The organism is Pokkaliibacter sp. CJK22405, from assembly GCF_046614695.1.
Lineage (GTDB): Bacteria > Pseudomonadota > Gammaproteobacteria > Pseudomonadales > Balneatricaceae > Pokkaliibacter.
On sequence record NZ_JBKKHQ010000007.1, the window covers coordinates 59701 to 73691 of the forward strand.

The 13991-nt window shown below is 54.8% G+C and carries 15 protein-coding genes; 6 read left to right on the forward strand and 9 right to left on the reverse strand.

Annotated elements, in window-relative coordinates; genetic code table 11:
• Nucleotides 1–62 precede the first annotated feature (62 nt).
• Nucleotides 63–632: a glycerol-3-phosphate 1-O-acyltransferase PlsY gene (gene plsY, locus ACKC9G_RS03395; protein WP_411403527.1), complete on the reverse strand. Its 570-nt coding sequence runs from the start codon at nucleotides 630–632 to the stop codon at nucleotides 63–65.
• A 74-nt stretch (nucleotides 633–706) separates the two neighbouring features.
• Between plsY and folB the strand changes: the two genes are divergently transcribed.
• Together folB and folK are read left to right on the forward strand one after the other, a co-directional pair.
• Complete coding sequence (gene folB, locus ACKC9G_RS03400; protein WP_411403528.1) at nucleotides 707–1063, forward strand: dihydroneopterin aldolase; 357 nt, start codon at nucleotides 707–709, stop codon at nucleotides 1061–1063.
• Complete coding sequence (gene folK / locus ACKC9G_RS03405) at nucleotides 1060–1587, forward strand: 2-amino-4-hydroxy-6-hydroxymethyldihydropteridine diphosphokinase (RefSeq protein ID WP_411403529.1); 528 nt, start codon at nucleotides 1060–1062, stop codon at nucleotides 1585–1587. Before folB ends, folK begins: the two co-directional genes overlap by 4 nt.
• 28 nt (nucleotides 1588–1615) lie before the next feature.
• Here folK and ACKC9G_RS03410 read toward each other — a convergent pair whose 3' ends face one another.
• Genes ACKC9G_RS03410 through ACKC9G_RS03445 form a run of 8 tightly spaced genes read right to left on the reverse strand, consistent with a single transcriptional unit; the run spans nucleotide 1616 to nucleotide 10220 of the window.
• Nucleotides 1616–2713, reverse strand: coding sequence for a hypothetical protein (locus ACKC9G_RS03410; RefSeq protein ID WP_411403530.1), 1098 nt, complete (start codon nucleotides 2711–2713; stop codon nucleotides 1616–1618).
• The gene (glpE, locus tag ACKC9G_RS03415; protein ID WP_411403531.1) at nucleotides 2710–3036 is read right to left on the reverse strand and encodes a thiosulfate sulfurtransferase GlpE; all 327 of its coding nucleotides are present in this window, start codon (nucleotides 3034–3036) and stop codon (nucleotides 2710–2712) included. The genes ACKC9G_RS03410 and glpE overlap by 4 nt, the downstream gene beginning before the upstream one ends.
• Nucleotides 3037–3055: 19 nt before the next feature.
• Nucleotides 3056–3877, reverse strand: coding sequence for a symmetrical bis(5'-nucleosyl)-tetraphosphatase (locus ACKC9G_RS03420; RefSeq protein ID WP_411403532.1), 822 nt, complete (start codon nucleotides 3875–3877; stop codon nucleotides 3056–3058).
• Between the two features lie 59 nt (nucleotides 3878–3936).
• Nucleotides 3937–4314 carry a Co2+/Mg2+ efflux protein ApaG gene (gene apaG / locus ACKC9G_RS03425; RefSeq protein ID WP_411403533.1) on the reverse strand — a complete coding sequence of 126 codons (378 nt, stop codon included), beginning with the start codon at nucleotides 4312–4314 and terminating at the stop codon, nucleotides 3937–3939.
• Nucleotides 4298–5140 carry a 16S rRNA (adenine(1518)-N(6)/adenine(1519)-N(6))-dimethyltransferase RsmA gene (gene rsmA, locus ACKC9G_RS03430; protein WP_411403534.1) on the reverse strand — a complete coding sequence of 281 codons (843 nt, stop codon included), beginning with the start codon at nucleotides 5138–5140 and terminating at the stop codon, nucleotides 4298–4300. Before rsmA ends, apaG begins: the two co-directional genes overlap by 17 nt.
• Complete coding sequence (pdxA, locus tag ACKC9G_RS03435; RefSeq protein WP_411403535.1) at nucleotides 5137–6153, reverse strand: 4-hydroxythreonine-4-phosphate dehydrogenase PdxA; 1017 nt, start codon at nucleotides 6151–6153, stop codon at nucleotides 5137–5139. The genes rsmA and pdxA overlap by 4 nt, the downstream gene beginning before the upstream one ends.
• Complete coding sequence (locus ACKC9G_RS03440; protein ID WP_411403536.1) at nucleotides 6137–7453, reverse strand: peptidylprolyl isomerase; 1317 nt, start codon at nucleotides 7451–7453, stop codon at nucleotides 6137–6139. Before ACKC9G_RS03440 ends, pdxA begins: the two co-directional genes overlap by 17 nt.
• A complete protein-coding gene (locus tag ACKC9G_RS03445) occupies nucleotides 7434–10220 on the reverse strand; it encodes an LPS-assembly protein LptD (protein ID WP_411403537.1) in 2787 nt (928 codons plus the stop codon). The genes ACKC9G_RS03440 and ACKC9G_RS03445 overlap by 20 nt, the downstream gene beginning before the upstream one ends.
• A gap of 177 nt (nucleotides 10221–10397) precedes the next feature.
• Here ACKC9G_RS03445 and ACKC9G_RS03450 point away from each other — a divergent pair, with 177 nt between their 5' ends.
• From ACKC9G_RS03450 to ACKC9G_RS03465, 4 genes are read left to right on the forward strand one after another with little or no spacing between them, the layout of a single operon-like run.
• Nucleotides 10398–11465, forward strand: coding sequence for an aminoglycoside phosphotransferase family protein (locus tag ACKC9G_RS03450; protein WP_411403538.1), 1068 nt, complete (start codon nucleotides 10398–10400; stop codon nucleotides 11463–11465).
• On the forward strand, nucleotides 11462–12151 hold the full coding sequence (murU, locus tag ACKC9G_RS03455) for an N-acetylmuramate alpha-1-phosphate uridylyltransferase MurU (RefSeq protein WP_411403539.1): 690 nt from the start codon (nucleotides 11462–11464) through the stop codon (nucleotides 12149–12151). The genes ACKC9G_RS03450 and murU overlap by 4 nt, the downstream gene beginning before the upstream one ends.
• Nucleotides 12144–13007 carry a co-chaperone DjlA gene (djlA, locus tag ACKC9G_RS03460; protein WP_411403540.1) on the forward strand — a complete coding sequence of 288 codons (864 nt, stop codon included), beginning with the start codon at nucleotides 12144–12146 and terminating at the stop codon, nucleotides 13005–13007. The genes murU and djlA overlap by 8 nt, the downstream gene beginning before the upstream one ends.
• Nucleotides 13008–13051: 44 nt before the next feature.
• Nucleotides 13052–13951, forward strand: coding sequence for a DMT family transporter (locus tag ACKC9G_RS03465; protein ID WP_411403541.1), 900 nt, complete (start codon nucleotides 13052–13054; stop codon nucleotides 13949–13951).
• Nucleotides 13952–13991: the final 40 nt, after the last annotated feature.

Consider the following 13991-nt stretch of genomic DNA (forward strand, 5'->3'; position numbering starts at 1 on the left):
CTAGTAAATAGAAATAGTGGTATTCGTAGAACGTTGTGCTGCTAGAAAGCGTTTAGCCTATGTCAGGACAGGCGCCAGGCGCGCAAGTTAGGCAGATGGCGGATAATCAGCACCAGACTGAGAAGGCAGGCGAGCAGGATAAACTCACTGGCCTGCCACCAGGCCAGAAAAGGGGCTGCCAGTGCTGCAACCAATGCGCCGCCTGCAGAGCGGTGCAGCAGGCTTAATCCGACCAGCCAGCAGGCCACTAACATCAGCGCGGTTATCGGGCTAACCACCAGCCAGCCGCCCAGTGCGGTGGCTACACCCTTGCCTCCCCGAAAGTTGAAAAAAACAGGTAGCAAATGGCCTATCACTGCGGCCAGAACCACTAAGCTCAAAACCAATGGACTGAATCCGCGTATTTCGCCAAGCCAAGCGGGTAACGCACCTTTGGCGACATCGATGATGAGTGTCAGGATTGCAGGGAGCTTTCCGCCAAGGCGCAGTACATTGGTGGCACCAGGGTTGAGAGAACCTGTCGTGCGAGGGTCGGGCAAGCGAAAGCCCCGGCAAACGAGAATCGCCGCGTTGACTGAGCCAGCCAGATAGGCCAGCAGAACAAGCAGGATGGCAAAACCGTCGACTGACATGAGGCATCCTTGGCAACAAGAGAGTCTGCGCCTAGCATACGTGGCTCGGATCAAAACGTCACCCGAGGAAACTAATGGATAAAGTCTTTATTCAGGGCCTGGCCATTGAAACACTGATCGGTGTTTTTGACTGGGAGCGGGAGATTCGTCAGCGCCTGGTCTTGGATCTCGATATGTGGACCGACTTTGCTCAGGCTATTGCTGCCGATGATATTCTCAAAACACCGAGCTATAAGGATGTCGCTGATCAGGTCACTGCATTGGTGAAATCAACCAGCTATGCCTTGGTTGAAAGCGTTGCCGAGGACGTTGCCGCATTGGTACTGGCGGAGTTTAACGTGCAGAAAGTTCGCGTCCGCGTGAATAAACCCGGCGCAGTTATTGAAGCCGCAGTGGTGGGTGTGGAAGTCGAAAGGGAGCGTCGCGGGTGACAGAGCCCTTGCATGATGTTGCACTGAATTTGGGGAGCAACCTTGAGCCTGAGGTCAATCTTCGCCTCGGCATAGAGAAGTTGCGTGCTTTATTCGGTGCGCTGGAGCTGTCCCCGGTTTATCGAAGTCCGGCGGTGGGGTTTGACGGCCCGCCTTTTCTGAATCTTGCCGTTCGATTGCAAACGCTTCTCAGCCTTGAGGAACTGGCACAAACGCTGAGAGATATAGAGCTGTCAGGCGGACGTCCGGCGGATGCTCAAAAGTTCAGTTCGCGTACGCTGGATATTGATATCGTGCTTTTTGATGACCTGGTGGGCGTTTGTAGTTCGGCATCACGTCAGATACTGCTGCCGCGTCCGGATCTTTGTGATTACCCGCATATGCTCAAACCGATGGCTGATCTGATGCCGCAGGCATGTCACCCAACGGTTGGGCAGTCCTATGAGCAGTTGTGGGAAGAGATGCACAAGGGGCTTGGCGCTAATGCGCAGCTGTGTGAGGTGGTACTGGAAGGTCTCACCTGAAACCTTCCTGAAGCGTGTGCGTTGCTACTTAGTGAGCAAGTGCCGCGAGCCGCATCTCACGAATCCGGGCGATCAGCTCATCTCCTTTTACTCCCGATTTTGCCAGCGCGCCGATATCCAGTGCTTTCAGAGTATTGATGCGGCGCTGCCAAAGTGATTTCCATTCCTCACTCAATGAACGGGCCTCAAATCCATCATCTGCCATCATTACGGCAATACATTCCAGTAAGGCGATAAAGCGCTCAGGGCGGCGCAGGGCATCGGTTTTCTCAATCAGGCTGAGCTGTTCAGCGGGGCTTTGTGCTTCTTCCAGTTGCTCGACGGTATCGCGCAGCAAGTCGGCAAGCTGCTTGATCGCGGTTGGCATGCGCAGGGCACTGGCCCAATCTGCCTCGTTTTTCTGAGCTTGCAGAAGTAATGCGCCACGCTGTGTCAGATCAAGGTTAAGCTCATGAGCAATATTCAGATCATGGCGCGTCAGGTCGGGCAGCTCTTCAAGACCGCTCAGCAGGTGGGGCAGGGCGCCACAAAGGGCGAGCACATCGAAATAGACCGGCGCATCGCGATCCATCAACACTCGCTCAGTTTCCTTCCAGATTCGCTCCGGTACCAGTGCTTCCAGCTCACCTATGCCTGCAAGATTCTGCATCAGTGCAAGAGTTTCGCGAGCGACCATAAAACCAAGATAGTGGTAGCGGGCAGCAAAACGGGCAACGCGTAAGACCCGAAGGGGATCTTCTATAAAGGCTTCCGAGACATGGCGAAGGGTGCCTGACTCCAGATCCGCCAGTCCGCCGTAGGGGTCAATGATCTGGCCATCGGCATCTTCTGCCATGGCATTGATGGTGAGGTCGCGGCGGCGAAGGTCTTCCTCCAGCGTAATATCCGGGCTCGCATGACAGACAAAACCGGTATAACCCTGACCTGATTTACGCTCCGTTCGAGCCAATGCATATTCTTCATGGGTCTGAGGATGCAGGAACACAGGGAAATCCTTGCCGACCTGCTCAAAACCCTGAGCCAGCATGGACTCCACGGTTTCGCCAACGACTACCCAGTCGCGCTCCTTGACCGGGCGCTGTAACAAGCGATCGCGAACCGCACCGCCAACCAGATAAACCTTCACTCGCCTTTGCCTGTCTCAATCATGTCGGGGAACAGCTGGCGCCAAAGTTCGAAGCCGCCATCCATACTGTAGATGTCATCAAAACCCTGGCCTGCCAGATAAGAGGCGGCACCCTGACTGCTGTGGCCGTGATAGCACACTACAATCCAGGGTTGGTCCGGGTCGGCATCCTGAAGGAAATCCTGCAGGGTTTCATTGCTCAGGGCGACGGCTCCCGGAATGTGGCCGTTGCTGAATGATGCCGGGTCGCGAACATCGGCGATCTGGGCGCCACTGGAGATCATGGCTTTGGCTTGCTCAGCACTGATACAGGTGTAGCTCATAAAACCTCGTCAATTATCTTCATGCTTCGACGGAAAGGGGTTGCAGACTGGGGACGCTGAAGAGGCGCTGGTCGTCCAGTCGCAGGGCTGTCAGGGTGTTACCCCAAACGCAGCCGGTATCGAGTGCGAATACATCATGCATGCCGGTCTGGCCAAGAAGGGCGGCCCAGTGGCCAAAGTAAATATAGCTGCCTGACCATTCAGGATTCTTGTAGAGAAACCACGGCAAGAAGCCTTCCGGCGGCTCATCCATGCTGCTTTTGCTTTTGAATTCCAGTCGGCCGTTGGGAGTCACAAAGCGCATACGTGTCAGATAGTTGGTAATGACACGCCAGCGTTCTGCGCCTTCGAGATCATCCTGCCAGCGGTCGGGCTGGTTGCCGTACATATGGGCAAAGTAGGTGGGTGCATCGTCTCCACGCAATACTTCTTCTACCTCGCGGGCATACATCTCGGCATCCGCTGCGGACCAGATCGGAGGCAAGCCCGCATGCACCAATACCTGGCGACCATCGCGGTGCAGTAATGGACGATGCTGCAGCCAGTGCAGCAGCTCATCCCGGTCTTCAGCCGCAAAAATAGCCTCAAGGGTATCGCCACGTTTGAAGGTGCCGTGACCGTGAGCAATGGCCAGCAGGTGCAGATCATGATTACCAAGAACGCTGATAGCCTGATCACCGAGTGATTTGACAAAGCGCAGGGTATTGAGGGAGTCGGGTCCACGGTTGACCAGATCACCAGCGATCCAGAGCTGATCGCTGTCGCTGAAATGAATTACGTCCAGCAGTGTTCGAAACTCATCATAGCAGCCCTGAATATCGCCAATTACGTAACGCGCCATGAGACTCCTGATTGGATAACGGGTGTATTCAGGCCAGCATTGCTGACAATGCCAGGGACTTAGTGCAGGGCCATGGGGCGAGCGAGCGTAAAGGGCGGGATCGGCGCAGAGAATTCATCGCCATTGCTGGTACGCATTTCGTACTGACCGCGCATGCTGCCAACTTCGGTCGCCAGAATACAACCACTGGTGTACTGATAGCTGCTACCGGCATCAATCAGTGGTTGTTCACCAATAACACCCTTGCCTTTTACTTCCTGCACTTTCTGATTGCCATCAGTAATGATCCAGTGCCGACGCAACAGCTGCGCAGGAATGTGGCCTTCGTTATGAATGGTGATGGTATAGCTGAAAACAAAGCGGTTTTCTTCTGGCACCGACTGATCGCGCAGGTACTGGGTCTCAATTTCTATGCGAATCTCAGGAATGGAGGTCATCTGCGTCATCCTGGTTGGCGTTACCGAGCTGAAAATACAGATCGCTCAGGGCGACATAGTCCTTGAGAGACAGGTTCTCAGGACGAAGGCCCGGATCAATACCCAGACTGCTGATCTGCTCGGGATGCAGGAGCGGTTTCAGGGTATTGCGAAGGGTTTTGCGACGCTGGCTGAAAGCTGTTCTTACGGTGCGATCCAGTGCATCGAGAGATTGTGCCGGATGGGGGAGCGTATCATGGGGGACAAGGCGGACAATGGCCGAGTCCACCTTGGGCGGTGGGTTAAAGCTTTCAGGGCCCACGATAAAGAGTGGCTGAACGGCACAAAAGTACTGGGTCATGATGCTCAGACGACCATAATTGTTGTCGCCAGGGCCTGCTGCCATACGGTCGACCACTTCCTTTTGCAGCATGAAATGCATGTCTGCAAACAGGCCGTGATACGACAGCAGGTGGAAAATCAGCGGTGTTGAAATGTTATAGGGCAAATTGCCGACCACGCGCAGCTTGCCTTCTTCCGGCTTCAGGCTGGCGAAGTCAAACTTCAGGGCGTCCGCTTCATGGATACGCAGGCCCTGCTCAAAGCGAAACAGGTTGGTGCGCAGAATAGGGATTAGGTCACGATCCAGTTCCACCACATCCATCGCCTGTGTAACGCTGATCAGTTCTTCTGTCAGAGCGCCCATACCAGGGCCGATCTCGACGATATGCTGGCCCAGAGTCGGGTTGATGGCGCGAATAATGCGGCCAATGGTGCCCTGATCATGAAGAAAGTTCTGGCCAAAGCGCTTGCGTGCCTTGTGAAATCCGGGTTTGTTACGACTCATAGTGACTCTTTATTGGCTGCCATCTGGGCAGCATAGGCAAGGGCGGTAGCCAGGCTGCCGCTATCAGCAGTTCCGGTACCGGCCAAATCCAGCGCAGTACCATGATCAACTGAGGTGCGAATAATCGGTAAGCCCAGGGTAATGTTCACAGCGCGACCAAAACCCTGATATTTCAACACGGGTAAACCCTGATCGTGATACATGGCCAGAACGGCATCAGCATTTTGCAGATACTTTGGCGTAAAAAGGGTATCGGCTGGGAGTGGGCCATTGAGGGTCAGGTTTTCAGTGCGCAGCTGTGTGAGCACCGGCTCTATGACCTCAATTTCTTCGCGACCCATGTGGCCGCCTTCCCCAGCATGCGGGTTCAGACCGCAGACCAGAACTCGCGGATGGGAAAGGCCAAACCAGCGTTTTAGATCCTTGGCAAGAATCGTGATGATCTGAGTCAGGCGTGCCTGTGTCAGGGCATCCGCTACCTCTTTCAACGGCAGATGCGTGGTTGCCAGTGCGACACGAAGGCCTTCTGTGGCCAGCATCATAACGACTTGTGGCACCTGACAAAGAGCCTGAAGGTATTCTGTGTGGCCAGTAAAGGCGATACCCGCATCATTGATGACGCCTTTATGCACAGGCGCCGTCACCATGGCGCTAAAGGTGCCATTAAGGCAGCCATGGCAGGCCAGATCCAGCGTCTCAAGAACGTAAGCACCATTGGCTGCATTCAGCTGCCCTGTCGTCACTGATTGTGCCACAGGAACATGCCAGACACTGAGTTCGCCCCCTGCAAGCGTCGCTTCGTCACCGGGCTGCCAGTCCATGAGATCCATCGTGATGGAGAGCTCTCGTGCTCGCTCCTGAAGCATCGCGAGATCAGCAATGACCACCCACGGCTGGCTTCTGGACGTTTTTGCCAGTTCAAGAATGATATCCGGACCAATGCCGGCAGGTTCACCGGCAGTGATCGCCAGCGGCTTGCTCAACCGCGCAACTGACTCAGTATTTGTAGTCAATGTACGCCTCGGATTTAACTTCACGCAGCCAGTTTTGCAGCTCTTCCTGATAGCGCTGCTGACGCAGAATATTACGGGCTTCGTTGGCCAGCATGTTCTTGCTCATGTCAGTTTTGCGGCGCTCCAATACCTGGATGATGTGCCAGCCAAACTGCGACTGAACAGGTTGGCTGATTTCACCCGGAGACAGGGAGTTCATGGCATTTTCAAAGGCGGGAACGGTTTGGCCAGGGTTTACCCAGTTAAGGTCGCCGCCGCCCACTTTAGAGCCGATATCGTCAGTGTATTCCTTGGCCAGCTTGGCAAAGTCTTCACCGTTCGCCAGACGCTGGCGTAGTTGCTTGGCCAGTGCTTCGGTCTGGGCTTCATTACGAATAGCGGTAGGCTTCAGCAGAATATGGCGCACATGCGTCTGCTGAACGACGGTGTTGGGCGCGCCCTGACGCTCTACCAGCTTCACGATATGAAAACCGCTGGCGCTACGAATCGGCTCTGAAACATCACCGACCCCCATGGTGGGAACGACACCACTGAAGATCGAAGGCAGCTCAGCGGTTGATTTCCAGCCCATGTCGCCACCTTCCAGCGCCGTCTGGCTGCCAGAGTAAGTCAGCGCCAGCTGGTCAAAGTCAGTTCCGGCTTTGGCTTCCTTATAGACTTCATCGGCCTTTTTCTTGGCAGCATCAATCTGATCAGCAGTGGGGTTTTCAGGCAGTGGAATCAGGATGTGGTGCAGGTGAAAGCGAAGTGAGCCAAAGGCGGAATTCGGGTTCTTCATCAGCTGCTTGATGTCCGCTTCAGAAATCTGAATACGACTGTTGACCACCTGTTGCTGCAGGCGTTGGATGATCATGGTGTTACGGATTTCATCGCGGAAGGCATCAAAGGAGGTGCCTTCGGCTTCCAGCGCTTTTTTGAACTGGATCAGATCCATGTTGTTACGCTGGGCTGTGCGCTGCAGAGTCTGATAGAGCTCATCATCACTAACGCGAATGCCCTGATTTTTCGCCAGAGAAAGCTGCAGGCGCTCAAGGGCCAGTTGCTCCAGTACCTGATGACGCAGTTGGTCTTCTGGTGGAAGCTGGCGGTTCTGGAAGCGCTGTTTTACCAGCTGCACGCGCTGATCAAGTTCACTTTTCAACACCACATCGTCGTTAACGATAGCGGCGACGCCATCAATGGCGGTATCGGCCTGGGCCACGCCGCTCAGAGTCGTACCCAGCATGATGCCGGCGAGTGCGCTAACCAGTGCAATTTTCTTCAACGGACGTGCTAATGCATTAATCAAGTGTGTCTTCACGTTCTTTGAATCCTGTGATGTCGTCAAGAATGGACGAGGTGCTGCTACCACTGTCACCAAAAGAGGAGTTGAAACCACTTAACCCCTTAAGAATGAACTGGAGGAAAACTCCACTTTTGTGACGTTCGCCGTTGTCGGCGTCGCCGTCATACCAGTTCCGCTGCAGGGTACGGATACGCCAGCAGCAGTTTTCATATTCAATACCTGCCATGGTTTCAAGAGTGCGGCCTGCTTCAATATCCCGGTTCCAGCGACCCAGGAAGGAAAACTGGGAGCTGATGGGCCAGATCACCGAGAAGTCAGTCTGATACTGGTAGTCATCTTTGTTGAAGGAGTTACCTTCAGGATCATCTTCATAAATCTTGCGAAGACGCACGTTCATGATGTGATTCACATCGCTCTGGTAGCGCATGGTGACGCCGGAGTCACTGAAGACGTCGTACTCGGTACTCCAGACCGCATCGCCCAGTAAGGTCAGGCGGCGGTTAATGTTGAACTCGCCGTGGCCTGCCACGGGAGATTCCGTGGTGGTTAGCTCAGGTTCTGAGCTGTCGAGACGAACGCGACGATCATCAAAGTAATAGCTTTGACCGACCCCCAGAGTGGCACGACGGCTGCCATCATCTTCGTACAGGCTGGAAGCCAGGCCCAGTGACAGTTTGTTAGTGTCGCCGACACGGTCAGAGCCCGTGAAGCGACTGTCACGCCATAGCTGGGAGTAGTTAAAGGTCAGCTCGCCACTGTCAAAGTTGGGCAGCTCGCTCTGATCTTCATAGGGCGTGTAGGTATAGAAAACACGTGGCTCAAGAGTCTGAGTAAAGCTTTCATCATCAAATTGATAATCGCGCTCCATCACCAGTCCTGTGTCCAGAGACACGGTGGGAATCGTGAAGGAAGGCGAAGTGTCCATCCCGTTCGGCATATCCTGCAGCGAGTAGAAACGCTGGTTCAGGTGTGCATTGCCACGCAGAAAGCCCCAGCTTCTGGCAACGTTATAAGTCGCACCTGGCTCAAGGACGACGCGCTCGCCGGTCGCGCGATCAATACCCGTCAGGTTATCCAGATTGCGATCATAGGCAGTGGCCGACGCTTTGTATGTCAGTGAAAGATTGCCGACATTGTTGGGAATCCAGCCATTCAGCGTAACGCCCGGCAGCTCTTCGTACTGATCCGCGATATCTTTATCGAGGGTCTGATAGCTTTTCAGGCGGGCTCTGGCGGTCCAGGTATCACCGCGGTAGCTTGCACTGCCTTCTTCGTCGAGATAATGGCTGTTCACGACAGAGACATCGTCATCAAAGTCGTCGGTGTAGTCATCATCACTGACGCGAGAATAATTGATGAAGGTCGTCACACGATCTGTCGGGTTGCCGTTGTGGTGCAGATTAACGCGCCAGCGGTCGGTATCGGTGATCTTGTCATCCGGCAGATAGCTGCCGCCAATGGTGTTGTTCGACCAGTCATTCAGATAGCGGAATTCCGCCTCGCCCATCACGCCGCGCTTTTCAATGTAGTGCGGGGTAATGGTCGCATCGTAGTTCGGTGCGAGGTTCAGATAGTAAGGCGTGGCCAGTGTCAGGCCATCGGTGCTGCCGACAGTGAAAGAGGGGTAGAGGAAACCACTCTTGCGGCGATCATCAATGGGGAAGCTAAACCAGGGCAGGTAAAACACCGGGACATTGGCAACGCGCAAGGTGGCGTTGTATGCCTGACCAACACCGGTTGCCTTGTTCAGAAGGATAGTTGAGCCGTTCACGGTCCAGCTGTTATTACCGGGTTCACAGCGTGTAAAGGCGGCCGTTTTTAGTTCGGTCTCATTGCCATTCTGGTAATGAACGCTGGAGGCAGAGCCGCGGATATGGTTGCTGTGCTCAACAAATTCGGCATCACGGATCGTGGCATTCGAGGTGTTGAGATCGACATCGGCACTTTTACCTACGGCAAGCACCCCGGACTGACGGTAGCGGAGGTTGCCCTGCAGATGGACAGTACCTTCCTCCTGGTTGTAGCTGGCCTGGTCAGCGCTAATCCGCTGGCTGCCACGGCGGACATAAACCGGACCATCAAGGTTGGTCTGCTCACCCAGTTTGGTCGAGGACTTGCTGGCGATTACGTAAGTCTGTTGCTGATTCTGCGGCTGATCCAGATCCGGCGCTGTGAAGGCCGGCTCCTGATAAAAACCATCACAATGGGTCTGAGGGTCCATCGTGCCATTGGGATTTTTATACCAGTCGAGGTAAGAGTAATCGGTGGTCTGTGCATTCACGCCCTGAGGCAGCGCTTCCTTGGGCCAGCCCTGAGCATCGCCCATGGCTTTCTCGGGTGCGGCTTGAGGTGCACTGGCTGCTGTTGCCTGTGTTGCAGGGGCGGATGACGTGGCAGAGTAATTGTTGCTGACGGGTTGAGCTTGTGTGCTGGCGGGCTCGCCAGAGTTGTCAGTCGGTATGTTCTGCGCGGTATTTTCCAACTCAGAGGTTGAAGCCTGACGCTCTTCTTCTACCGAGCGGCCATTAAGCCAGGCATTAGCTCGCTCAGAAAAACCGTACGCTTTTGCCGTTGAGGAAGTCGAATTATTGCTGGGTATGGCGTCGGTAGTCTCGGCCGCCGCAGAAGAACTCTCGCTGGCAGCACTGCAGGAGTAGTTGCCATTGGCATCCTGATGACAATCCCAACCTTCGGCATGGGCCTGACTGTGCTGCATAAGAACGATGACCGCGCCAACGGCAATCACCAGAGGAGACTTGGGGAAACGATGTGTGGCTGTCATGCCCTTTTGATCATCCTGTCTATCAACTCGATGGCGGCCGCTGTTAACATGCTCGCTCGAAAATCAACGGGTCGTCTGCTCACCCGAAAAGAACCCCGCGCTCGGCGTTCGGGACGGTCTTTCCAAAAGCAGGCATGATAAAGCATCCCTTACAAGCAGACCAGAGGAGTGCCGCGCTTGGAGCGACAAGACCAGCTGAAACAATGGATTGTGCAGGTTCTTAATGCAGATCAACCTGAACAAAATACTGCTGGCTGGCCCACAGGCTGGAAATGGGAGTTGGTCTCAGGTGATGCGAGTTTTCGTAAGTATTACCGTCTTTATAATAGCGGTAAAACGCCGCTTATCGCGGTGGATGCGCCACCTGCCACTGAAGATAATCCTCTTTTCGCCGCCTTGTCTGAGACCTGGCGCACTGCCGGCCTGCCATTGCCTGAAGTGCTTGCGTTGAATGCTGATGCAGGTTTCATGCTGGTTGAGGATCTTGGCAACACCGCACTGGCCGATAAACTCTCGGCGGCAACCGCGCCGGATTATTACCGGCAGGCGCTGAACCTGTTGCCCGCACTCCAGGCTTTGCCCGCAGAAACGGCGCTCGGTACTTTGCCCGCGTACGATGAAGCCATGCTTTGGCGTGAGCTTGAGATTTTCACCGAATGGTTTTTGCAGGGCCTGCTCGGCATTCCCATGACGGTTGAGCTGCGAGCGCAATTGGATGATGCCTGGAAACATCTTGTCACCGCTGCGCTTGAGCAGCCGCAAGTGCTTGTTCACCGGGATTTTCACTCGCGCAATTTGATGCTGGTGAATGAAAATGCGCTGGCTATCATCGACTTTCAGGGCGCAGTGAAAGGCCCCGTCACTTATGATGTGGTGTCATTATTGCGGGATTGTTATGTCTGCTGGCCGCAAGCGTTGGTTCAGCAGTTAAGTGAAGAAGCACGGCAAATGCTCTGCACGACGACAACCGGCGACATTGCGCCGTCACAATGGCAGCGCTGGTTTGACTACACGGGTATGCAGCGGCATGTAAAAGCTATCGGGATTTTCGCAAGACTGCACTTGCGCGATGGCAAGTCCAATTACCTTAACGATATCCCGCGCACCCTGAATTATGTACTGCAAGAATGCGGTAAATATCAGGAATTTACGCCTCTACTCAATGTGTTACTTGATCAGGTAATGCCTGCTCTGCGACAGTATAAATTGATCAGCGAGCAGGCCAAGAAGGATTTAGCGACATGAAAGCGATGATTTTGGCAGCCGGCAAGGGCGAGCGCATGCGCCCCTTGACGGAGACCCTCCCCAAGCCGCTATTGCCCGTGGCGGGCAAACCTTTAATTGTCCATCACATCGAACGTCTTGCGATGGCCGGTATCACTGAGATCGTGATCAACCACTCCTGGCTGGGCGAACAGCTGGAAGCGGCCTTAGGCACTGGTGCTGAATGGGGCGTGTCTATCAAGTACTCGCCTGAGTCCGAACCACTGGAAACGGGCGGTGGCATCTACAAAGCATTGCCTTTGCTTGGCGAAGAGCCTTTTCTGCTGATTAACGGTGATGTCTGGTGTGACGTGGACTATGGTCGCCTGTCTCAGGCGCTGAAAGACGACGACATGGCGCATCTGGTGCTGGTGCCAAACCCTGATCACCGTCAGGAAGGGGACTTTGCGCTGTTTGAAGGCCGTGTCTATGCCGATAAAGAACTGGGTGAGCCTTGCACCTTTGCCGGTGTCAGCGTGCTGCATCCGGTACTCTTTACCTACTGTTTTGGCGAGTCCTCGCGTTTCCCGCTGGCGCCTCTGCTACGTCTGGCCATGTTGGAAAACCGTATCAGCGGCGAGCTGCATACGAGTGACTGGGTCGATGTCGGTACCCCGGAACGTCTGGCGGAACTGGATGCCAGATTAAGGGCGGCGAGTGGTGAGTAACGGTTTGCTTGATTCTCTTCGTCGACATCGTACTGGAATTATCGCTGGAGCCATTATTTGTCTTCCATGGGGGCTGAAGGGCGTCATTATTGGTGCTCTGATTGGTTTCTGGCTGGACCGTCGGGTGCGCAGTGCTCTCGGCGGTTCAAGTCAGCTGGAAGTGCAACGTTCCTTCTTTGTTGCCACGTTTACCGTTATGGGCCGTCTGGCCAAGGCCGATGGGCGGGTCAGTGAGAGCGAGATCGCTTTTGCCCGGGTGGTAATGGATCGCATGCGCCTGAATGAAGACCAGCGCCGTGAAGCGATCAATCATTTTAATCGTGGTAAAGACCCCGACTTTTCTCTTTCTGAAGCATTGCAACCTTTGGCGTTTGCCATGAGTCGCAGTTTTGCATTGCGGCAGATCTTCCTGGAAATTCAGCTGCAGGCTGCGATGGTTGATGGCCAGATTACTCAGGCGGAAGTCGAAGTGCTGGATCAGGTGTGCCGTGAACTGCGTATCAGTGTGGAAGAGTTTCAGGCGCTGATTCGCCGCATGCAGGCTGAACAGGCTTTTTACCAGTGGCATCAGCAGGGCAGCGGCTCCTCCTCTCAGGAACACTCGCGCAGCCAGAGTAGCTGGGGTAGCGCCAGTAAGGCATCGGGCCTGCAGGAAGCTTATGGTGTGCTGGGGGTGGATGCTTCCACCAGTGATCAAGAGGTGAAAAAGGCCTATCGTCGCCTAATGAGCCAGCATCATCCGGATAAACTGGTGTCTAAAGGCCTGCCAGATGAAATGATCCAGCTGGCCAAAGAGAAAACCCAGGAAATTCAGGCCGCTTACGAGCGCGTTAAAGCTGCGCGGGGGATGCGTTAATCCCCCGCTAGCATCGATTTACCCTCTCTTTCGGAGTTCTTCCCATGAGCGCGTCCAGCGCCAGTCGTGCCGATGGCATACTGCTCGGTGTCACCTTCCTGGCGGGGCTGGGTTGGATTTTCTCGCGTGAAGCGGTGCAGAGCTGGCCGCCGATGCTCTTCATTGGCTGTCGCTTTGCGCTGGCGAGTCTGGTGCTGATTCCCTTTGGTTTACGTTATTACCGCTTCACAGGCTGGGGGGATATCCGTAAAGCATTGCTGACCGGTGCCATCATGGGTTTTGCCATGCTGTTCTGGGTGCTCGGCGTCAGCCATGCGACGCAACTTGGTGTCGGCGCTTTCCTGGCCTGTCTGGGGACGCTGTTAGTACCCGCCGCGGCCTGGGTCATGTTCCGCGAGTCTTCCCCCTTCAGTATCTGGCTGGCTCTGGCGGTGGCTCTGGTCGGAGTGGTGTTCCTGGCGTGGGATAAAGGTTTCTCCATTGAAATTGCCCACATCTGGTTTCTCTGCTCAGCCGTTCTCTTTGCTGTTTTGTTTAACCTGAATACCCGCTATGCGGCGTCACTACCGATCATGCAGCTGGTGGCGATCCAGCTGGCGGTTGTGGGGGCAATCAATATCGGTGTCTCGGCAATGCTTGAACCTTGGCCGGAAACCACAACAGCGGGCATGTGGGGCTGGTTTCTGGCCAGCGTCTTTATTGCCACCAGTTTGCGATTTCTTCTGCAAGTCTATGCTCAGGGGCAGGTGCCTGCGGCCCGGGCAGCACTGATTATGATGATGGAGCCGGTCTGGACCACGGTGATGGCGATGATCTGGTATGGCGAGATGCTGAGTGCCAATCAATGGCTTGGCTGTGGACTGATACTCTTTGCTCTCTTGATGAACCGCTGGCGTCAGATTCGTAAGGTGTTCAGCAAGCGGGATGTGGCTCCCGGCGCCTAAACCTTGTCGGAAACATCTGAATTTTCCCAGGTAGCATTTT